We start from the raw sequence: 20,943 nt of genomic DNA, 5'->3' as shown, positions 1-20,943 counted from the left end.
TTTTTACTATTTTGATATTAACTGCTCTCCCCAAGTAATTTAGAGGGTTTCACCGGACTCTTTCTTTTTAATCCAAATTCCTCAATTGCGTATTTTTTGAGATGATTTTCCATTTCTTCCACGCTATCTGTCAATAAAAATAAATCCAGGTCCTCTTGACTGATCGTTCCCTCCCTGGCCATGGAGCGGATATGCTCGAAAAGGTGCTGGTGAAATTCCTTACCCATTAACACTACGGGAAACCGCTTCATCACCCGTGTCTGAATCAGGGTCAATGCTTCAAAAAACTCATCTAGCGTACCAAACCCTCCCGGAAGCACTACGAAAGCAAAACTGTATTTGGAAAGCAAAACTTTTCTCACAAAAAAATAATTAAAATCCATGTATTTGTCCAGGTAGGTGTTGGGATACTGTTCAAAAGGAAGTACAATATTACAACCAACGGATTTGCCTCCCACCAATTTCGCCCCTTTATTGGCTGCCTCCATAATGCCAGGCCCTCCCCCAGTCATTACCGTAAAGCCTAAATGACTGATTGCCTGCCCTACCTTGACCCCTTGTTTGTAAAAATAATCAGAAGGCTCAAACCGGGCAGAGCCAAATACGGTCACGCAAGGCCCCACGAAATGAAGCATTCGGAATCCGCGTATAAATTCAAGCATCACTTTAATTAAAAACTTAAAATCCTTTAACCTGGTCTGAGGACCAGCCATAAATGCTTCTTCCTCGGGGTTAACCAAGGGATTAATAATTTTTTTAGGTTCTTTTACCATGGCTACGTTTTGATATCAAAAATTAACTTTTTAACGATTGAACCGCAAATGAGGCTGAGATCAAAGAAACAAAAATAAAGAATTAAAAACATGCAACTATCAAATAAGGGGAAAATAAGGTTATATTTAAATCAGCTTTAATGAATTGCGAAATTCCCTATCAAACCTGTATCATAATAAAATGTTTCTTGTTAATTTTTTTCGCCATTGCTTATTGGCAGTTGGAATGCCTGTCTTTGAAAGTGACGATTTTGCCTCCCTCAATCCAGAAAATATTCGTAAAATGGATGTTGTCAACAGAAATCTTTACATCAAGGACCACCAATTCAATGGTATGGTGCGCCTGAGCTCCTTCGAAAATGACTTTGGCCCATTTAGTTCGCCAGAGAAAGCGTTGTTTATCGAATAGGCGGGGATTCAACATCCGAGGTTATTTTACAATACCCTGGGCCACGAGAATACAGCAGCCCCTATTCCTGATTTCCGGAACATACTTTATTGGAGTACTGCTAGAGTGAATGAACTGTATTTCAATCCATCTATGCTTAAAGGGAAATTTATCATTAGCATACACTTCGGGGATCGCCTGAATAATATCTGGAAAAGCGAAAATTACCTTACCGATTTGAAATAAAGCCCGTTCGAAGTGATAAAAATCACTGGGTCTGAACTTTATTTATGGGAATTTTATGGTATCAAATAAATTAAAATACCATGAACGAAGAAGAAATAATAACCATACCTAGAATCGGCGATCAGGCTCCGGATTTTGAAGCCATGACAACTACGGGACCGATCAAATTTTCAGAATACATCAAAGACAGCTGGACCATACTGTTCTCCCACCCAGCTGATTTCACACCTGTTTGCACCACAGAAATGAGTGGATTTGCGCTGGAGCAAGGTTTCTTCGATGAGAAGAAAACCAAATTGGTGGGATTAAGCATCGATTCCATTCATTCCCACATTGCCTGGGTAAATAATGTGAAAAAAAATACAGGTGTCTTGTTTGAATTTCCCATTATCGCAGACATTGACATGAAGGTCTCCAAAAAATACGGCATGCTCCAACCTGGAGAAAGTGAAACGGCAGCCGTGAGGGCCGTATTTTTTATCGACCCTAAAGGGAAAATAAGATTGATCATGTACTATCCTTTGAATGTAGGAAGGAATATGGATGAAATAAAAAGGTCGCTGGTGGCCTTACAAACGGCTGACAAATACAAGGTAGCCATGCCATTGGATTGGCGGGAAGGTGACAAAGTCATTGTTCCCCCACCAAAAACCGTAGCGGAGATGCAGGAGCGGGAAAACAGTGATTTGGAAATGGTAGATTTCTACCTGGCTAAGAAAAGCATTTGAAAGTGATCAGTCATTAAATAAACAGGCAGGCCTGAATTGGGTCTGCCTGTTTTGTTTCAATTGGGAATATTTTTTTACTCATGGAATAATATCGTTTCAGTGGCCTTCATTTGATTATTGGCAGTCCAATGCCAGAAGACGTAGTAATTGATGAAGACGGCACTTTTTTAGTTCTTTAATAATTGCCTAGACAGTGGCAGTTAGAGTAGGGAGACTGATCCTAATATTGTAGCTATTATTATCGCCAATAAAACCAAATACTCTTCAATAAGAAATAGCACATTCCAAAAAATAGCACTCCAAAACCCCGACTTTAGCCAAAATTGAGGAAATGTAAGGACATACGATTTTTAATTGGGTTCGGGAATCAAAAATTTCAAATGATTTATTGGATCCGATTTGCCCTGAAAAACAAGAATCGCATCATAGGGGAACAATATAACAGGAAGTATGGGACGTTTTTGGTGAAACCTGGAATCGGGCCATCAATATTGGCCAAAGCCAACGATGCTCCCCTAGCCTGCTAATAAGTGTACGGAGGTATGCTTTGCCCCATTGGTGGTAAATCCCTGAGTTTTGGAGTATATGTAGGGAAATGCTTCAACCCGGTACCCGCTTCGGAAACAGCTACGAATCATCGGTCGCTTTCGTTGTCAGGGTTGCAAACCCTGTTTATCTGGATTCGTCATGGCAAATGTCGAATAGCGCATTTTCTGCTGTTTTATTTTTCCCCAAGCATACCCAGTTCAAAATTCACACGATGCGCCTTCCTTTTATCATACAAGTCATCAAAAACTTCCTTTCTCAATGCACTATCCCCGGATTTTTTGTGCCATTGCTCCTCCCCTGCAAGGACAATACCCGCCTCATGGAAATCCAGCAACTGATCATAAGGCCCCCTGTTTCCCATCAGCTTGACCAGGATAGGGGCCATCTCAATCATGACAAACAGCAAAATAATCAACCAATTGGCCCAGTAAATCGCCGTATTTTTCAATGTCAAATCCTTGAAAGCCTGCAATCGGGCCGCCAATCCATCATAAGCATCCACTGAAACCATTTGGTTCTGAAATTCCTGCTCTTTTAATACATTAATTCCCCTGATCTCTTCCTCCAATTCCTGGATTTTAGACTCGTTTAGCCTTTGTGTATATTGATAATCCTGTTCCGCCTGATCCAGTTGCTTTTCTTTCTTTTCGGCATTTATACCGATTCCGGCCAGGCCCGTGGTGCCTTCGGTTTTGATGCCAAATCTCTCCTGATCGTATTCCCTTTGCTTTTGGTTTCGGAACGCTTCCTTAGCTGCGATGGCATCTCTGAGACCTTGGATTTTACTTTCCAGGGCTGAAATTTCCGGAAACCCCTCGGAAATTTTTTTCCGGCTATTTTCAATGGTAAGGAGTCGATGTTCATCCAGTTGCCTATTGATTTCCTTTTCAAAAATCCGCAACTCCAGGGGCTTGGCAATAACCAGGGCTATCAGTAAAGCCAAGACCAATCGGGGAAGAGCCTGTTTGAATTCCGGGAAAAATTGATCCTGCTTTTTTAACGTGGAAACGATGTAGCGATCTAAATTAAAAATCATCAACGCCCAGATCAAAGCGATGACCAAAATCACCCAAAAAGAGGAAAAAATGGTTGACAAGGCATAGCTTACAGATAGTCCTGCAAAAACTGCCGTAAAAAGGACCGTTGCTCCAATCCCTAAAAACCTGTTTATACTTACCGGACACCTCCGCACCAATGGCAGGTAAGCACCGGAACAAAATATCAGGAATTTCTCTACATTATGCATCTATCATTTAATCTTTTGAACATTGCCATTCAAAATGTATACCATGGAAGTGCCGACACAAGGCCGGAGAAAATAAAAAGCACACCTTGATATTAATAATATATAACAATCTATATTACAGCCACATATATTATTTATAGCAGGACAGGATTAAGAAAAATTCGATCCGGAAATTTAAAGATTAGCCCTGATTAAGCATCTGGATTCATTAAAATCCAAAACTGTACGCTTTTTATGTCCGTTTTTGTGACAGTCATTTTTACAGCAGGTTTTAATCTTTCGAATTATTATAGTAGTTTAAAGCCCGTTAACGATGTGCCCCATGAAAAACCTACTATTCCTTTCCCTGCTTTTTTTAATGCTTTGTCCAGATTCTTTTGCTCAGCACCCCGAACGCTTTTCCGATCAGGTCAGGCAAATAACACAGGATTATCCTCCTCAGAATTTTCAGGCTTCGGTTGTTTTTACGGGAAGTTCTACCATCCGAATGTGGAAAAGTCTCCAGGAGGATTTTCCGGGAGAAAAAATAGTCAATTCAGGCTTTGGCGGCTCCCAGGCCAGTGATTTACTGCATTACCTGGATGAATTGGTGTTGGATTATCAGCCCGAAAAGGTGTTTATATATGAAGGAGATAATGACCTGGCTGCAGGGAAAACCAACGAGGAAATCATTGAAACGTATAATCTGATCGTTAGCCAAATCCACTTGGAACGCCCTCAAACCGAAATCATTTTGATCAGTCCCAAGCCCAGCCTGGCCAGATGGGAATTGGCCGATAACTACCGGGAACTCAATGCTACTCTGAAAAAATACGCCAGAGGAAAGAAAAAGGTATCCTATGCTGACCTATGGAATCCCATGCTAAATTCCAATAAAACACCAATGGAAGATATTTTTCTCGAGGATGATCTTCATATGAACGCTAAGGGATATTCCATTTGGGCAAAGCAGATTAAGAAATATTTGTAGCTCGTTAGATCTATTTTACTCCTCCAAACCGGGTGCACCCTTCATGTAAGTAAACGTGTTTCAATTTTTGTAAGTTATCATTCTACTCATTTTTTGACGCTTAATGGCGGATCTTTCACCCACTATTGGGGCGAAAATCGATCTCGATAAACTTTTTTGGCCTATCGCTTAACATCGGCCATTTTCACCTGAAACAGTTTTTTTCCTAACTCAATTATAAATCGGGTATCCTGCTTCCTATTGTAGGCTAATTCAAGCTTTGAACAGGCCGTCGATAAAAGATTCTTTTTTCCTAAATAGTCAATTTTTACCTTTGCAGGTATAGTAACATAAAGTTAACATTTACTTAACATATGAATAATATTAGATTCCTGCAGGCCTACCGATCGTTAAAGCCGCTTGATAATCCGTCGAAAAAAAATAAATGCGAAGCTAACTCCAACAACGTATGCCATTGAAAACACCTTTTATTTTTATTTTAATATGGTTTTTTCAGGGCACTGTTTTGGCTTTTCAGGACGATCCGCCGGAAAGCGAAACGTCCTACAGTTCTAGAGGCTTTCAGTTTACTTCTGCGGACGGCTTGTATCGGTTGCAATTGGCTGGCAGGCTTCAGTTTCGATTTGCCACTCCGGCTGATCAGGATCCGGTCACTTACGATGACTTTTTTGAACAAAAGCAAAACCTTTTTAAGATCAACCGGGCACGCTTTAAGGTAGGGGGCCATGCACACAAGCCCTGGCTGAAGTATTATTTCGAATACGAGCTCTCCGCATCCCGCCTGCTGGATTTTAGGGTTATGGTAGAAAAATGGCCCTGGCTAAGCTTTAAATTCGGACAGTGGAAATCAGAATATTCCAGAGAAAGGGTGATATCCAGTGGCAACCAACAAATGATGGAGCGTTCTATTGTCAACCGACCGTTTACCCTGGACAGGCAGCAGGGAGCCAGCATTTATGGCAGACTGGATGGAGGAGGGCTGGCTGATTTCAACTATCACCTGATGGTTTTAACAGGTACAGGAATCGGCGCCAGAAACAATGATGACCAAAACTTGATGTATTCAGGGAGGCTCCAATGGAATATCCTGGGAGATGGGGTGTCCATGAGCGGCTCCGCCTTAACCCGCTATAAAAAACCAGTGGCATCTCTGGCCTGGGCAGGAGCGACCAATACCAGCCAATATACCAGATACTCTTCTCAGGGAGGAGGTCAATTGGTAGGTTTTGAGGACAATGTTCCGGGAAGGTATAAGATTGATCAATTTCTCCTTGAAAGTAGCCTGAAATACAAAAGCTTTAGCTGGCACAGCGAATTCCACCGGAAAAGCATACGGGACAACCAACTGAATCAGTCGACAAAATTAAGTGGTTGGTTTGTACAGGGCGGTCTGTTATTGAACCCCCGATCCATTGAAAAAGAATTACCTCTGCTGGAATTGGCCTCCCGATATGCCATATACCAACCGAATCAAGTACTTCAAATGAACAGTGAGGAAGAAATATCATTGGCTTTCAATTGTTTTTTTAATGGACACCAGAATAAGTTGACCGCTGACATCACCCATTTTGAATTTGAAGAAAAATCCGTCAACCGGGAGGCCAGCGGTTGGCGTTTCAGGATTCAATATGATTTTTCATTTTAGCCACCCAAATTCCGCCTTAGATTTGGATATGATCCATCCCCTCCCTTTATTTGCACTTAATTCAGGAAACTGATTTATAAAGAAGAGGCGAGAGAACAGGCTCCGTGAACCTCTGGCAACCTTCCGCCCAACGGAAAGGTGCCAAGACCTGACCCAATTGGGACCGATAAATTAGACAATATGAAAATAATAATTACTTCCTTCCAATCCGAACCGCTACCTTCTTGGCAACGTTTTTTGCTGAGTTCGAATCATTTCCTCCTTTCTTACCAAACCCTTTGAAATAAACCATAAATGGACTATAAAAACTTTGAAACTCAGGCAGTTCGCATAGCTGCCTCTTCCTCTGATCAGCGCGAGCACTCGGCTCCCATTTACCTGAGCTCCAGTTTTGTCTTTGATTCGGCAGAACAGGCCAGGCAACTCTTTGCCGATGAACTACCTGGAAATATTTATTCCCGATACGCCAATCCCAATACCAGTGATTTGATCGAAAAAGTGTGTGCGGCCGAAGGGACCGAAGCCGGTGTTACTACCGCCTCCGGCATGGCGGCCATGTTTGGCAGTATGGCAGCCTTGTTGAGTCAGGGAGATCATGTACTTGCTTCCAGATCACTGTTTGGCAGCACCCATCAATTACTAACCCGGGTTTTTCCAAAATGGGGCATTTCTCATTCGTATGGCGATATTTCGGACATTGGCAATTGGGAGAAACTGGTTCAGCCGAGTACCAAAATGGTGTTCGTCGAAACCCCTTCCAATCCCGGCCTGGAAATCATAGACTTGGAATACATCGCCCGTTTTGCCAATGCCCATAATCTTATTTTAGTGGTAGACAATTGTTTTGCCACCCCCTATTTACAGCAACCAGCCAAATGGGGAGCCCATATCGTGACGCACAGCGCAACTAAATTCATAGATGGTCAGGGTCGGGTGCTGGGCGGACTGATTCTGGGAAAACAGGAATTGATTAATGAGGTACAATTCTTTATGCGCCACACCGGTCCTTCCCTTTCCCCATTCAATGCCTGGGTTTTAGCCAAAAGCATGGAAACCCTGGCCGTCAGAATGGACAGGCATTGTGAAAGTGCCTTTAAAATTGCCAGCTATTTTGAGGGAAACCCGGAAGTGGAAGTAGTGAAATACCCTTTTTTACCATCCCATCCCCAATACCGCCTTGCCAAAAAACAAATGCGCCATGGCGGGGGCATCATCACGCTAACCTTAAAAGGTGGGCTGAGCAGAGCCAAAAATTTCATTGACCGACTGCAGATGATCAGCGTCACCGCCAACCTGGGCGATAGCCGCAGCATCGTCACCCATCCGGCTTCTACCACTCACAGCAAATTGACCGAGGAGGAACGAGAGCGAGTAGGGATCCTTAACGGATTGGTTCGGCTTTCGGTGGGCCTGGAGCACGTGGACGATATCATCCTGGATATTGAGCGGGCACTGGACCAATCGAAGAGTTAAATTATTGAGCGGTTAGGCAAGAATTCCTTTTACGACCTTTCCGTGAACGTCGGTCAGCCGATAGCGTCTACCCTGGTGTTTAAAGGTAAGTTTTTCATGGTCCACTCCCAATAAATGTAATAAAGTGGCCTGAAAATCGTGCACATGGACCGGATCACGGACCACGTTATATCCCAGATCATCCGTCTCACCGTAAGTGATGCCTTTCTTTACGCCGGCTCCGGCCATCCACATGGTAAAGCAGTTGGGGTGGTGATCCCTGCCGTAATTTTCCGGGCTTAGGCGACCCTGGGAATAACTGGTTCGACCAAATTCCCCTCCCCAGACGACCAGGGTATCCTCCAACATGCCCCTTTGCTTCAAATCTCTGATTAAGGCCGCCGTTGGACGATCCATGCTTTGGGACATGGTTTGAATGTCTTTGGGAAGGTTTCCATGCTGATCCCATCCCTTGTGATAGAGCTGGATAAATTTGACATCCTTTTCTGCTAGTTTCCGGGCCAGCAAGCAATTCGCGGCATAGGTTCCCGGTTGGTGTACCTCAGGGCCATACATATCCGTTATATGTTCCGGTTCATCCGAAATATTCATGGTTTCCGGCACAGAGGTCTGCATGCGATAGGCCATTTCGTACTGCGCAATTTTAGCATTGATTTCCTCGTCATGGGACTGCTGATAACCTAAATCGTACAATTTCTTTAAATGATCCAGGTAATTTCTGCGGTCCCTGCCCGAAATACCCGGCGGGTCATTCAGGTAAAGGACCGGATCCTTTCCGGAGCGAAATTGTACGCCCTGATGAAGACTTGGCAAAAAACCATTTCCCCATAAGCGGCTGTAAACCGGCTGGGCACCTTGTTTCCCTTGTGAGAGTAACACACAAAAAGACGGCAGGTTTTCATTTTCGGATCCCAAGCCGTAGCTTACCCAGGAACCGATCGATGGTCTTCCGGGTTGCTGAGAACCGGTTTGAAAAAAGGTAATGGCAGGGTCGTGATTAATGGCTTCCGTATACATGGATTTCACCATGCAAATATCATCTGTAATACCTGCAATATGCGGCAAAAGCTCACTTACCCAGGCTCCCGATTGCCCATATTGCTTAAAATCATAGATTGACCCAACCATGGGAATGGACTTCTGCCCGGCCGTCATCCCTGTCAACCGCTGTCCCTGACGGACACTATCCGGCAATTGGTCGCCGTTTCTTTTCTGTAATTCAGGTTTGTAGTCAAACAATTCGAGCTGAGAAGGCCCACCGCTTTGAAAAAGATAAATGACACGTTTTACCTTGGGAGAAAAGTGCGTACCTCCCCCGAATCCAACTCCTCCCGTCGAGGCAGCCCTGGATTCAAAGGGGGATACCAAAGAAGAAAGGGCTAGCCCTCCCAAGCCCAGTCCGGTTTTGCTCAAAAATTCCCTTCTCGAATAGTTGTTGGTGTGCTGGCACAAATCGGACATGGCGACTACTTATCTTTTGGTATAAAATTCATAATGGTTAAACAGCAAACTTGCCACCATGGTCATGGCTGCCGTCTTTTCAGGCGCAATGCCCCTATCGGCGGGATGTTCTCCTACGGAAATTAAACTCCTGGCCGACTCCAAATCATCCCCAAACCGTTTCCTTTCTGACTCATACATTTGCTTCAATACTTCCAGTTCTTCCCGTTTGGGATTCCGACCCAGGGAGTTTCGAACACCGAAGCTAAGCTGGCGATCCAAATCCTGATCGGCTGCATTCAGCATTTTCTCTGCCAAAACCCGGGAAGCTTCGATCACCTGAGGGTCGTTCATCAGAACCAGCGGCTGCAAAGGCGTATTGGTTTCCTGCCTGCTTACCATGCATTCCTCCCGGTTAGGCACGTCAAAGGTTGTCATCGAAGGAGGAGGAGCCGTTCGGCGAAGAAAAGTATACATGCTTCTGCGATACAAGCTCTCCGCACTGTCCTGTTCATAGTTATACAGAAAATAGGAAAATTCCCCCTTTTCTTCCCATAAACCTGGCGGCTGATAGGGCTTCACGCTAGGTCCTCCCAGGTCGCTGACCAAAAGTCCGCTGGCCTTTAAATAACTGTCCCGAATAAATTCTCCCTGAAGCCTGTGACGAGCCCCCCTGGCCAACAGCACATTATCCGGATCCTTTTCCAGAAGCGTTTCATTCGTTTCAGAGGATTGCCTGTAGGTCGCCGACATGACGATCTTTTTGATCAGGTAGCGCAAATCCCATCCATTTTCCATAAAATCCACTGCCAACCAGTCCAGCAATTCAGGATGGCTGGGCAACTGCCCCTGACTGCCGAAGTCATCTACCGTGGGCACAATGCCCCTACCGAAAATCCGATACCAGTATCGGTTTACGGTAACCCTTGCTACCAGTGGATTTTCTTTGCTGGTGAGCCACTTCGCCAAACCCAGCCGGTTTTTTGGCCAATCGGGAGAAAACCCAGATAGAATTTCCGGAACCGCAGCCAGTACCTCTTCCCCGGGGGCATCGTAAGCACCTCTGTCCAGCACAAATGTTTTTCTTGGGCTATTGCGTTCCTGCATGACCATGACCTCTTCGATTCCTGCCATCAACTTCAATTTTTCGGCTCTTAACCGGGCAAGGGAGTCTCTTATTACCGCCCCTTCAGAATTTTCCCAGTAATTTACATGGGCAAGCTTCATTGATGAATCGGAAAACGGTTTACCAGTAGCTTCGGAAAAAATCCAGGATGCTTCCCATGCGGTCAATTCCCGGTCAAATATTTTTAAACCTGCCAGGCTTCCGGTATATATACCGTCATCCCCGCTAAAAACCCGATAGCTTCTGCCAAGTCGCAGTGCTTTCTTTACTGTTTTGTAACTCGTATTAATAGGAAGGATACTTTTATACAGGTTGTCTTTTTCAATTAGCTTCTGGGATTCCCTCCCGTTTACAAAGAGCTTTAGTCCCCGGGCTTTTCCCGAGCCGTCGTAGGTAAAGGTTACCTGTGTCCATTGGTTGGATGGAATGGGGCTTCCACTAATGTTGATAACGTTATGCGGCAGGGCATGGATCAACTGAACGTTGACCTGATTCAAGCTATCCAAAAATAGCTCATAGCCCCTCCAATAAGTGTTTTTATTTCCAATATTCCCTAGTATAAACCGGTAAGGTTCGATCGTTTCCGGATTAACCCAGATACTAAAGGAAAAGGCTTGATTCATTTCAAACAATCCTGTGGAAGGAATTTCGATAATATCGTAATCTTCTTTAAATCGCAAAGCTTTCGCTCCTGGAGTTGGCCCGGGAACGATTTCCGGACTTCCGGAAACCCGTGCTTCCATGCCTTTTTGTTTGGATAAGGTTTTTTCATCCGCATAATCATCAAGAGGGAAATGAGCCACCAACCCCTTATCGATGGTTTTGGCGGGTGAAATCGGTGCGGTTCCCAGCTCCCCATCCCGGTAGGAATCCGCTAATTTTCCTTCCAGCCTCTTAATTTCTGCTTTGATGCGGGCGATTTCAGCATCCGTCTTTTCATCGGTAAACAGCATCATGGGACCGGCATTCATATCATCACCGGTCATTCCTACTTCATCTACATTATTATAAAAAGCAGCCAGACTAAAATAATCTTTCTGGGAGAGTGGGTCAAATTTATGATCGTGGCATTTGGCACATTCCATGGTTAGTCCCAGGAATGCCTTGGCGGTGGTTTCAGAGCGGTCAAAAACGTATTCCAGCCGGTACTCTTCGTCAATAATCCCTCCTTCCGCTGTCATTTGATGGTTTCGGTTAAAGGCCGTTGCGAGTACCTGTTCCTTTTCCCTATCCTTCATCATGTCTCCCGCGATTTGCCATTGGACGAAGCGATCGTAGGGCATATTGGTCTGAAAGGCTTTGATTACCCAATCTCTCCAGGGCCACATCATCCGAATGCCATCGGCATGCAATCCATGTGAATCCGCGTACCTGGAAACGTCCATCCAATCCAACGCCATGCGTTCGGCGTAGGCATCTGAATGCAATAATTCATCCACAACTTTTTCATAGGCATCCGGTGAAGTATCTTGTCGAAACCTTTCTACCAACTCCCAATCAGGAGGCAAACCGGTCAGGTCCAGGGCCAATCTGCGGATTAGGGTGGTTGGCGAGGCTTCCGGGGAGGGTGACAATCCCTCGCTGTCCAGGCGGCTAAAAACAAATGCGTCTATTTCATTTACCACCTGTTGAGAATCGTTTGGTTGGGGTAAGGATGCCTTTTGGGGTGGAATATACGCCCAGTGGGGCTGGTAAACTGCCCCCTGTTCAATCCAGCGAATTAAAATGGCTTTTTCCCTATCCGATAAACTTAGATTGGATTCCGGAGGAGGCATTAGGTAATCCGGATTCTCGGAAACAATGCGATGATACAGACCGCTTCTTCCAGGCTTGTCCGGAAATACGGCCTTTTTCATCCAGCTTCCTTCTAACGACTGGTAAGCACCCGCTTCCGTGTCCAGTCTTAATCCTGCCTCCCTGGTATTGGGATCCGGTCCGTGACAGGAAAAACACCGATCAGACAAAATGGGCTTTACATGTAAATTGTATACGATTTGTTCTGGAATCAGCTCCGCTTCCTCACGAACCGCCTCCGGAGGATTCGGGCCGCAACCCCATAATACAATAGCAATGAGTCCCAAAAGAACCCCGTTGTAAATGAAAATGCAAGTAGACCTAATCATACCATAAAAGCAGGTGATTAGGCTAAAATAAGAAAAAAAATAGTAGAATAACGAAAATACTCCCAACAAAATCTGCCATAGATCTATTTGAAGGAAAAGAACGTAAGGTGCGGCTTGCCTTTTGATCTAATAGGAGTCACGCTACTCGCCTGGAGCGTCTGTGCCTTCGATCAGTTTTACGGGCTTATCATTTTCCAATTGAGTGCTAACGATAAAATAAGGGCCCGTAATCACTTCCTGTCCCTCTTCCAGCCCCTCCAATATTTGAATATTTTCAAAATCAGATATACCGGTTTTTACTTCCTGAATTTTGGCAAGCTCTCCGTCCCGGATAAACACCAATTCCTTCATAGCACCATTACCATCTTCGGAATCAATGGTTTGACCCGCACGAGTGGTAACGGCAGCGAGTGGAATCGACAGCACCTCCTCTTTTTTCTCGGTAATGATCTCTACACTCGCGGTCATCCCGGGCCTAAAGGGGAAGGGGTTTTCATCCGTAATGAGCTCTTTATAGGAATCATTCAAAATTCGTATGCGGACTTCAAACTCCGTAACGGCATCCGAACTTGCTTTTTCGTTGGCAGAATTGGCAATGGCGGTTACCACCCCCGTAAACGTTTTCCCGCTAAACGTATACGCATCCACCTCAATTAAGGTCGTGTCCTTCAAACTAATGCGTACAATATCATTTTCGTTCACATTTACCCGTACTTCCATTCGGGACAGATCTGCTATACGCAACATTTCGGTTCCGGCCATTTGGGCTGTTCCCACTACCCGCTCTCCCTGTTCAACCAGCAAACTGGAAACCACCCCGTTGGTGGGAGAATACACGTTGGTCAACCGTAAGTTTTCGGCTGCCTCGTCTACTGATGCCTGTGCGCTTTTGATGATGTATTCGGCAGCTAATACCGATTGTCTGGCCGCCTCCAGGTCGTTCTGAGCCGTTAAAAAATCCGCCTTCGCCTGTTCAAAATCAGCATCCGAAATCACTTTATCCTCGTACAATTTGGTGTTTCGATTAAACGAAAGCTCGGCCCTGTTAAATTGCGCTTCGGAACGTTTTAGCGTCGCTTTGGACTGGGCAAGATTTGCCAGTTGCTGGTTTAAATTGGCCTGAGCCCTATCCAAAGCAGATATGAAATTATCCGGTCGAATTTTCACCAACAAATCTCCTTTATTTACGGAATCGCCTTCATTGACATTCAGTTCAATGATTTCTCCCGCCACATCCGGGCTCATTTTTATCTCCGTTTCGGGTTGTACCACCCCTGAGGCACTTACCTTTTCCACGATATCCCGTTTAACGACCGCTCCCACCTCTACTTCCAACGGCTTTTCTCCGCCGATCCACCCCGCTTTTCTTCCTATAACCGTAGCCAGTACCAAGACCACCACGATGGCCAAAAGGATATAAATTAACTTACTTGACTTCTTTTTTGCCATGATTTTGGTTGGATTATAATGTAAGTGGGTTTCCCAGGTAAAAGTCCAGCACTTTAGCACTGAAAACATATTCGTATTTGGCAGTCACGAGATCTGCCTGCGCATTGAAAAGATTGTTTTGGGCTACCTGAAAATCCACTGCGTTGATGGCTCCTACTTCAAAACGCTGCCGGGCCATTCGAAACGCTTCCTCCAAGGCCTCTACTCGTAATTGTGAGCTTCTGTAGGATTGCCGGGCAGCATAGGCCGAAGTGTAGGCAGACTCAATATCCTGCCGCAATTGGTTCTTTACTTCAATCTGCTGAATTTCACTCAAGCGTTTTTGCACCCGCGCCCGTTGTACACCGGCTTGGTTTCTGAAATTAGAAAAAATCGGAATGGAAAGCCCCAGGTTTGCGGACTGGGAGAGGTTGTTTTCAAATTGCCGCAAAATCGGATCTGAGGTAGTAAAACTAGTCTGATCCACGTAATTGGAAAAGACATTGGCACTCAGGTTGAGGCTTGGGAGGTAGGCTCCCTTGGCGATCTTAATACCGTATTCCGCAGCTTGCACCCCAAATTCAGCTGCCTTAATTTGCGGTAAGGTACCTACGGCAACCGAGTAGATCTGCTCCACTCCCTGGGTACCAACTGTCAATCCATCCACCTCAAGTTCCGGAATAAGAATATCAAAATCCTCTGAAAAAGGCATCTGAAGTGCCTGTGATAAATTTAGTCGGGCAATCCTCAAATTGTTTTCCGCATTGATTACTTCCAGCTCGTTGGTCGCCGTTTGTGCCTGCAAATCCAGTTGATCTGCCATTGGTAACGAACCGGCAGCTACCAATTTTTCGGTTCGTGAAAGCTGCTCCCTGCTTGTGGTCAATTGGGAATTGGCTATGTTGAGTTGCTCCTTCGAAAAGGCAATATTGATAAATAAATTAATCGTATTTAACGTAATATCATTTCGGCTTGCTGCCAGATTCAACCGATCCGTTTCCACATTCAAAGATGCCTGCTTCACACTATTCCGAATCTGACCACCCGCAAAAACGGGTATACTTGAGCTGGCAGAAACATTAACATTCCCAATCCTTCTGGTTTCAAAAAGATTCGTAACAGGGTTAATAGACCTTCCCCAACGAAATCCAGTAGAGCCTCCCATTGAGAAGGAGGGCAATTGTTGTCCTTTGGATTCCAACAAGGTGGCCTCCGATGAAACCAAATTCAACTCGCTCCTTCTTAAATTAAGGTTGTTCTCCAATGCAATGGCTACACACTCTTCCAGCGATAATTTTCCTGCGGTATCTTGAGACAAGCCGGTGGTCAATTGACCCAGTCCTAATAAAAATGCCAGTAAAACGTGTTTCATGAAATGAGGGTATATTGGAATTTACCTAAACAACTATATCGAAGCATGATATGAATACAAAAGATGACTATAAAGTTAATAAAAACTTTTCAACAGCATCCAAAATTGATGCTAAATTCAGCACTACCTATAAGTTTATGCGAATATATGCAATAGCTCCGTCTGGACCTGATTTTTTAATTAAATTTAACCTTCCATAAAATAAGTGAATACTCACTGTCCGTATTCGGGCGGTCAACTGTACGGTAATGAAACATTTTCTTTCCAACAACCAAAAAGCATTTGAAGAAGTCGATTCCCTGTCGTTAAACAGGGCGATGCTTTTCGGGGATGGTATTTTTGAAACCATGGTTTATCATCAAGGAGAAATTCGGTTTAGCAGTGCACACCTGGAAAGAGCAAACCGGGGCCTCCGGATTCTTCACCTATTGCCTGAAAAACCCCTTGATATGGCCCGGATTTCCACCCTGATCAACAGCCGTTTTGAGAACCAAAACACCTATCGGATTCGTTGGAATATTTTTCGCAACGGATTGGGCAAGTATACCCCAGTAGCATCTGATTTTTCCGAATTGCTCACGATCTCGGACTTTCAGGCAGCCCCAAAAATAAAAGAAAGGGCTTTCATCAGTGAATCCGTTCGCTTGTATGATTTCCTTTGGGCAAACTGTAAAACCCTAAATGCCCTTCCCTATGTATTGGCTAATCAGGAACGAGTGGAACGAAAGATGGACGAAGTTATCCTTCTGGATAACAAGGGCTTTTTATCCGAAGCGGGAAGTTCTAACCTTTTCTGGCGTAAAAATGGACGGATCTTTACCCCCTCCTTAAATCATGCCTGCATTGCCGGTGTTGGGAGAAAACACATTTTAGAACGACTCCGACAATTAAAAATCAAACATACTGAGAGCAGTTTCCGACCCGATGAACTAATGGATGCCGAGCAGGTATTTGTGAGTAATATTTCCGGAATAAGTTACCTAAAACAGCTAAACGGGCGGCGGTTTGATACCCGTCCCATTCCGGAACTGGAATCCCTATTCGACCTTGACACCCAAGGCTAATCAAGAATTTTTTAGACCGACACGGCAGCCTTTATGTGCGGATGCGGATCGTAATTTTCCAAAAGGATATCCGCATAGGTAAAGGAAAATATATCCTTCACATCCGGATTTAGTTTCAACTGAGGTAATGGCCTGCAGTCCCGGCTGAGTTGTAATCTTGCCTGATCCAGGTGATTGCTATACAAATGAGCGTCGCCAAAAGTATGGATAAATTCTCCCGGTTCGAGATCACAAACCTGCGCCATCATGCTTAAGAATAAGGCATAAGAGGCAATATTAAACGGCACGCCCAAAAACACATCAGCACTTCGCTGGTACAGCTGACAGGAAAGCCTTCCCTCCGCCACATAAAACTGAAAGAGTAGGTGACAGGGAGGAAGTGCCATCTGGTCCACATCCGCCACGTTCCAGGCACTTACAATCAGTCGGCGGGAATTCGGGTTGGTCTTGATTTGATGGATAAGGTTTTTGATTTGATCTATTTCTCCACCTTTTCCGTCGGGCCAGTGCCTCCACTGGTAGCCATACACGGGGCCAAGATCACCCTTCTCGTCCGCCCACTCATCCCATATGGACACCTTATTTTCTTTCAGGTAGGAGATATTGGTATCGCCTTTCAAAAACCAGAGCAACTCGTGAAAAATAGAGCGGGTGTGACACTTTTTGGTCGTCACCAGGGGAAATCCTTCCGAGAGATCAAATCGCATTTGGTACCCAAATACACTCAGGGTGCCGGTACCCGTACGATCTCCCTTTCGGATACCACTGTCTAAAATATGTTGAAGCAGCTGATGGTATTGTTTCATAATCTCTTTTCTTATCCGTAATGTTCCTGGTAGTATTTCAGGTAATCGCCTGAGGTGACACCGCTTAGCCAGGACTCATTTTCCAAATACCAATTTACCGTTTTTTCAATGCCCGACTCAAAGGTCTGCACCGGACTCCATCCTAACTCCGAATTGATCTTTGCCGCATCAATGGCATAGCGTAAATCATGTCCGGCCCGGTCCTTCACAAAAGTAATCAGTTTGGCGGATTCTCCCTCCTCTCTTCCTAGTTTTCGGTCCATGATTTGGCAAATAAGCTTTACGATATCGATGTTTTTCCATTCGTTAAAACCGCCAATATTGTATGTTTCCCCTTGCTCCCCCTGGTGAAATACCAGATCAATGGCACGCGCATGGTCTTCTACATACAGCCAATCCCTCACATTTTCTCCCTTTCCATATACAGGGAGGGCTTTTCCTTCTTTGATATTGTGAATGCAAAGGGGAACCAATTTTTCGGGGAATTGATTGGGTCCGTAATTATTAGAACAGTTAGAAATCACCGTGCGCAATCCATAGGTATTGGCATAAGCCCGTACAAAATGGTCTGAAGCAGCCTTTGAAGCGGAGTAAGGAGACTGTGGGTCGTATGGGGTGTGTTCAGTAAAATAGCCCCCCTGATCCAGTGATCCATAGACTTCATCCGTAGAAACATGGTAGAAAAGATGGTTAGGTAGGCCCTTCCAGAAATTTTTTGCGGTATTTAACAAATTCACGGTTCCCATCACGTTGGTTTTCACAAAGGACAAAGGGTCTGAAATGGATCGGTCAACGTGGGATTCTGCTGCCAGATGGATCACATCCGTAATTTGGTAATCGTTAAAAACCTGCTCCAAAAGCTGGGCATCATTTATATCCACTTTCGAAAAAACGTAATTGGGTTTATCTTCTATGTCGGAAAGGTTTTCGAGGTTTCCAGCATAGGTGAGACAATCCAGATTAATAATGCGGTAATCGGGATAGGTGTTTACAAAAAGTCTAACAACATGCGAACCAATAAAACCGGCTCCTCCGGTGATCAAAATAGATTTTTCCATAATTTATGTATCCAATCAAACTAATATGTAAATCTCCAAAAGCTTCGTCAAAAAGCAAATCATACTTTAAATCTATTGATAAGATTTTTAAACCATCCGGATTTATAAACTGGCTCTTCGGAATAATAACCCTCTCCATACCTGTTCTTCTTCATGTAGGAGTAATTATAACCATAGCCGTAATTGTAACCGCCAAAATCATAGGTATCCCCTCCACTTTTTAGGCCATTAAAAATGGCATAAAAATTTCGTATCTGATCGTTGGCATACAGGTCATTAATCATCAAAAGTTGATTTTTGTGCGTAAAATCATGCCTGACAATGTATAAATTCACATCTGAAAACCGCAGCAAATCCATGGTCTCCGAAACCAAGCCTACTGGAGGACAATCCATGATAATGATGTCAAAATCCTGCTCCAGCTTTTCCAAAAAGGTATTCATTTTGGTTTTTAGCAATAATTCTGCGGGGTTGGGGGGTACAGGCCCGGAAGGAACCACCGATAAATTCTCGTATTTGGTAGGAATGATAATTTCATCCGCCGAATCCTTATCTATCAAATACCCGGACAAGCCTTTCTTGCTGGAAATTTCCAGGTAATTGGAAAGCTTGGGCTTTCTTAAATCCAGGCCTAAAATGCAGGTTTTTTTACCACTTAACGCCATGGCAGAAGCCAGGTTCAGGCTGATGTAGGTTTTTCCTTCCCCGGAAACACTAGAAGTCACCAGTATCTTTTTACATTTTTTTTCACTTGCAATGTAAAATAAGGCCGACCGCAGGGACCGGAAGGATTCGGATGCCAGTGATCGCGGGTGCTCAGCGACCAGCAAATTGGTATCCTTGTCACTGTATCCAATCGTACCCAATAGTGGTATTTTCAGGAGGTTTTTTAGTTGCACCTGGTCCATAATACGATTGTTGAGGTAATGAAATAAAAGTAGAATGCCCAAGGGTAGAAAAAAACCCAGGCCCAATGCATAAGAATAGTTTTGCGTTTTTTTAGGATAAATTAGTACGCCCCTTTTAGCATAGTCCACGATGTTGTTATCCGGCACGTTGGAGGCTTTTGCGATACCGGCTTCTGCCCTTTTTTCCAATAAATAGGTGTAAAGGTTTTCCCTCAGCTTAAACTCCCGGAAAATTGAGGAGTAGTCGGATTCTGCCTGAGGAAGGTTGGCAAACTGACGATCAAAGGTTTCCAACTTTAGCTGGTATTCCTCTTTCTTTCTTTCGGTATTGCTCACCAGGTTCTCGATATTTTCAAAAACGTTTTCTTTCAATCGCTCCATCTGCTGATCCAGTGCAGCGACATCGGGATGCGTTTCCTGCACCACGGACAACAACCTCCTTCTTTCAAGCGAAAGGCTTACCAATTGCTGGATCAGATCATTGAGCAAGCCATCCGAAATACCAATCAATGAGGGAGCAACGATTTCCTCAAAATTTCCCGTTTTGTTAACCAGGTAATTTTCCAGGGTTTTGTAATAAGCCAGTTCAAAATCAATGGATTGGATGTTTTCCTCCAGCAGTTGAATACTGTTCAAGACCCCCCCAAATTCTGCATTCACATCCAGCATCTTATTGTCCACTTTAAACCGCTGCATCCTCCGCTCTACGGAATTCAGCGAATCTTCGACAATATACAGTTGCTCTTCTATAAATTTCAATGCATTTTCGGAGATGCGATTTTTTTCCCTGAGATCGTATTCCAGAAAGGAATCCATCAATGCATTCACATAATCGCTCCCTTTTTCCACGATTTTGGTAACCATACTCACTTCCAATACCGATCCGTAATTGACAAGTGGCCTTACCTGAACCGCACCGGCATATCTTTCTATCAACGATTGGGGCGAATGTAACAAAAATTCATACTCATCATACTGCCTTGTCTTGGTCAGCAGAAAAACGGTAAATTTTGCGTTCTCCCCTTTTACTTCCTTTCCAAAATAAAATTCCCTCTGGAAAATATCCCTATCTTCCTCCTCGTATTGGTAGCTCATAAAAAACCGGTCCAGAAACATGTTTTCACCCGGCAAAAGCCGAAAGGTAGAATCGGAAAGGATGTTAATACGGAATTTTTTATTAACCAACTGCGGGTATCCCCAATCAACCTCCACCCGGATCGGGCTGTTTTTATACAACTCAATTTCCTTAATATTGGTAGACGCAAAATAACTGACATCAAAATGTACTTTGCTTAAGGCCTCCGCAGCCAGATTTTTAGAAGAGAATAGCAAGATATCATTGGTAAGGTTATCTCCTCCTGAAAAAATATTGGAACGGTCCAGAATTCTTACTTCCGGTGCCAGGTTGCTTTTTATCATCACACTTCCTTTTACCTCGTACCGTTCCATGGTGTAGCGGTGAAAAAGAAAAACAGCAAGCACGCCTATCAGGATACAAAAAAGGTAAAGTGGCCAGTAACGGGAATACTTGATGATATAATATTTGATATCAATGGGCCGCTCCTGTTCCTCAAATTTGGATAAATCTAAATTTTCCATA

Annotated in this window: 15 protein-coding genes and 1 riboswitch; of the genes, 5 read left to right on the top strand and 10 right to left on the bottom strand. The window is 44.3% G+C overall.

Translation table 11 applies throughout. From position 1 onward, the window contains the following. Positions 1-17: 17 nt before the first annotated feature. Positions 18-773 (bottom strand): LOG family protein, encoded by a 756-nt coding sequence (locus GJQ68_RS22025; protein WP_162419429.1) that lies wholly within the window; start codon positions 771-773, stop codon positions 18-20. Positions 774-984: 211 nt separating this feature from the next. After that, a complete protein-coding gene (locus GJQ68_RS22020; protein WP_162419428.1) occupies positions 985-1,197 on the bottom strand; it encodes a hypothetical protein in 213 nt (70 codons plus the stop codon). Positions 1,198-1,487: 290 nt separating this feature from the next. Between GJQ68_RS22020 and GJQ68_RS22015 the strand changes: the two genes are divergently transcribed. After that, positions 1,488-2,135: a peroxiredoxin gene (locus tag GJQ68_RS22015; RefSeq protein WP_162419427.1), complete on the top strand. Its 648-nt coding sequence runs from the start codon at positions 1,488-1,490 to the stop codon at positions 2,133-2,135. A 721-nt stretch (positions 2,136-2,856) separates the two neighbouring features. Here the strand turns inward: GJQ68_RS22015 and GJQ68_RS22010 are convergent. Next, entirely contained in the window at positions 2,857-3,930 is a 1,074-nt protein-coding gene (locus GJQ68_RS22010) for a DUF4407 domain-containing protein (protein WP_162419426.1), read from the bottom strand. Between the two features lie 322 nt (positions 3,931-4,252). Between GJQ68_RS22010 and GJQ68_RS22005 the strand changes: the two genes are divergently transcribed. The 3 genes from GJQ68_RS22005 (at position 4,253) to GJQ68_RS21995 (ending at position 8,018) form a co-directional block, all read left to right on the top strand. Next, positions 4,253-4,900, top strand: coding sequence for an SGNH/GDSL hydrolase family protein (locus tag GJQ68_RS22005; protein ID WP_162419425.1), 648 nt, complete (start codon positions 4,253-4,255; stop codon positions 4,898-4,900). Between the two features lie 448 nt (positions 4,901-5,348). Beyond that, on the top strand, positions 5,349-6,545 hold the full coding sequence (locus GJQ68_RS22000) for a porin (protein WP_162419424.1): 1,197 nt from the start codon (positions 5,349-5,351) through the stop codon (positions 6,543-6,545). A 71-nt stretch (positions 6,546-6,616) separates the two neighbouring features. Then, positions 6,617-6,718, top strand: a riboswitch (SAM riboswitch). A 121-nt stretch (positions 6,719-6,839) separates the two neighbouring features. Continuing rightward, a complete protein-coding gene (locus GJQ68_RS21995; protein WP_162343849.1) occupies positions 6,840-8,018 on the top strand; it encodes a trans-sulfuration enzyme family protein in 1,179 nt (392 codons plus the stop codon). A 12-nt stretch (positions 8,019-8,030) separates the two neighbouring features. On the opposite strand, the gene GJQ68_RS21990 is transcribed toward GJQ68_RS21995, so the two are convergent. The 4 genes from GJQ68_RS21990 to GJQ68_RS21975 all read right to left on the bottom strand — a co-directional run bounded on the left by GJQ68_RS21990 (position 8,031) and on the right by GJQ68_RS21975 (position 15,507). Continuing rightward, the gene (locus GJQ68_RS21990) at positions 8,031-9,479 is read right to left on the bottom strand and encodes a DUF1501 domain-containing protein (protein ID WP_162419423.1); all 1,449 of its coding nucleotides are present in this window, start codon (positions 9,477-9,479) and stop codon (positions 8,031-8,033) included. Positions 9,480-9,488: 9 nt separating this feature from the next. Continuing rightward, positions 9,489-12,707 (bottom strand): DUF1553 domain-containing protein, encoded by a 3,219-nt coding sequence (locus GJQ68_RS21985; RefSeq protein ID WP_162419422.1) that lies wholly within the window; start codon positions 12,705-12,707, stop codon positions 9,489-9,491. 141 nt (positions 12,708-12,848) lie between these two features. Next, positions 12,849-14,156 carry an efflux RND transporter periplasmic adaptor subunit gene (locus GJQ68_RS21980; protein WP_162419421.1) on the bottom strand — a complete coding sequence of 436 codons (1,308 nt, stop codon included), beginning with the start codon at positions 14,154-14,156 and terminating at the stop codon, positions 12,849-12,851. Positions 14,157-14,169: 13 nt separating this feature from the next. Then, a complete protein-coding gene (locus GJQ68_RS21975; protein WP_162419420.1) occupies positions 14,170-15,507 on the bottom strand; it encodes a TolC family protein in 1,338 nt (445 codons plus the stop codon). Between the two features lie 248 nt (positions 15,508-15,755). Between GJQ68_RS21975 and GJQ68_RS21970 the strand changes: the two genes are divergently transcribed. After that, a complete protein-coding gene (locus tag GJQ68_RS21970; protein WP_162419419.1) occupies positions 15,756-16,571 on the top strand; it encodes an aminotransferase class IV in 816 nt (271 codons plus the stop codon). Between the two features lie 11 nt (positions 16,572-16,582). Here GJQ68_RS21970 and GJQ68_RS21965 read toward each other — a convergent pair whose 3' ends face one another. From GJQ68_RS21965 to GJQ68_RS21955, 3 genes are read right to left on the bottom strand one after another with little or no spacing between them, the layout of a single operon-like run. Beyond that, positions 16,583-17,377 carry a thymidylate synthase gene (locus tag GJQ68_RS21965; RefSeq protein WP_162419418.1) on the bottom strand — a complete coding sequence of 265 codons (795 nt, stop codon included), beginning with the start codon at positions 17,375-17,377 and terminating at the stop codon, positions 16,583-16,585. An 11-nt stretch (positions 17,378-17,388) separates the two neighbouring features. Continuing rightward, on the bottom strand, positions 17,389-18,435 hold the full coding sequence (gene rfbB, locus GJQ68_RS21960; RefSeq protein WP_162419417.1) for a dTDP-glucose 4,6-dehydratase: 1,047 nt from the start codon (positions 18,433-18,435) through the stop codon (positions 17,389-17,391). Between the two features lie 59 nt (positions 18,436-18,494). Further along, a complete protein-coding gene (locus GJQ68_RS21955) occupies positions 18,495-20,942 on the bottom strand; it encodes a GumC family protein (RefSeq protein ID WP_162419416.1) in 2,448 nt (815 codons plus the stop codon). Position 20,943: the final 1 nt, after the last annotated feature.

The organism is Cyclobacterium roseum, from assembly GCF_010119225.1.
Taxonomy (GTDB): domain Bacteria; phylum Bacteroidota; class Bacteroidia; order Cytophagales; family Cyclobacteriaceae; genus Cyclobacterium; species Cyclobacterium roseum.
Note: the sequence above shows the minus strand (reverse complement) of the source record. Positions and strands in the feature narration are given on the sequence as shown.

Excerpts from the sequence above, each read along its gene's own strand:
- GJQ68_RS21980 (WP_162419421.1), bottom strand. The coding sequence starts at position 14,156 with ATGGCAAAAAAGAAGTCAAGTAAGTTAATTTATATCCTTTTGGCCATC.
- GJQ68_RS22000 (WP_162419424.1), top strand. The coding sequence starts at position 5,349 with ATGCCATTGAAAACACCTTTTATTTTTATTTTAATATGGTTTTTTCAG.
- GJQ68_RS21955 (WP_162419416.1), bottom strand. The coding sequence starts at position 20,942 with ATGGAAAATTTAGATTTATCCAAATTTGAGGAACAGGAGCGGCCCATT.
- GJQ68_RS22020 (WP_162419428.1), bottom strand. The coding sequence starts at position 1,197 with ATGTTGAATCCCCGCCTATTCGATAAACAACGCTTTCTCTGGCGAACT.
- GJQ68_RS22005 (WP_162419425.1), top strand. The coding sequence starts at position 4,253 with ATGAAAAACCTACTATTCCTTTCCCTGCTTTTTTTAATGCTTTGTCCA.
- GJQ68_RS21970 (WP_162419419.1), top strand. The coding sequence starts at position 15,756 with ATGAAACATTTTCTTTCCAACAACCAAAAAGCATTTGAAGAAGTCGAT.
- GJQ68_RS22025 (WP_162419429.1), bottom strand. The coding sequence starts at position 773 with ATGGTAAAAGAACCTAAAAAAATTATTAATCCCTTGGTTAACCCCGAG.
- GJQ68_RS21985 (WP_162419422.1), bottom strand. The coding sequence starts at position 12,707 with ATGATTAGGTCTACTTGCATTTTCATTTACAACGGGGTTCTTTTGGGA.
- GJQ68_RS22015 (WP_162419427.1), top strand. The coding sequence starts at position 1,488 with ATGAACGAAGAAGAAATAATAACCATACCTAGAATCGGCGATCAGGCT.
- GJQ68_RS21975 (WP_162419420.1), bottom strand. The coding sequence starts at position 15,507 with ATGAAACACGTTTTACTGGCATTTTTATTAGGACTGGGTCAATTGACC.
- GJQ68_RS21965 (WP_162419418.1), bottom strand. The coding sequence starts at position 17,377 with ATGAAACAATACCATCAGCTGCTTCAACATATTTTAGACAGTGGTATC.
- GJQ68_RS21995 (WP_162343849.1), top strand. The coding sequence starts at position 6,840 with ATGGACTATAAAAACTTTGAAACTCAGGCAGTTCGCATAGCTGCCTCT.
- GJQ68_RS22010 (WP_162419426.1), bottom strand. The coding sequence starts at position 3,930 with ATGCATAATGTAGAGAAATTCCTGATATTTTGTTCCGGTGCTTACCTG.
- GJQ68_RS21990 (WP_162419423.1), bottom strand. The coding sequence starts at position 9,479 with ATGTCCGATTTGTGCCAGCACACCAACAACTATTCGAGAAGGGAATTT.
- rfbB (WP_162419417.1), bottom strand. The coding sequence starts at position 18,435 with ATGGAAAAATCTATTTTGATCACCGGAGGAGCCGGTTTTATTGGTTCG.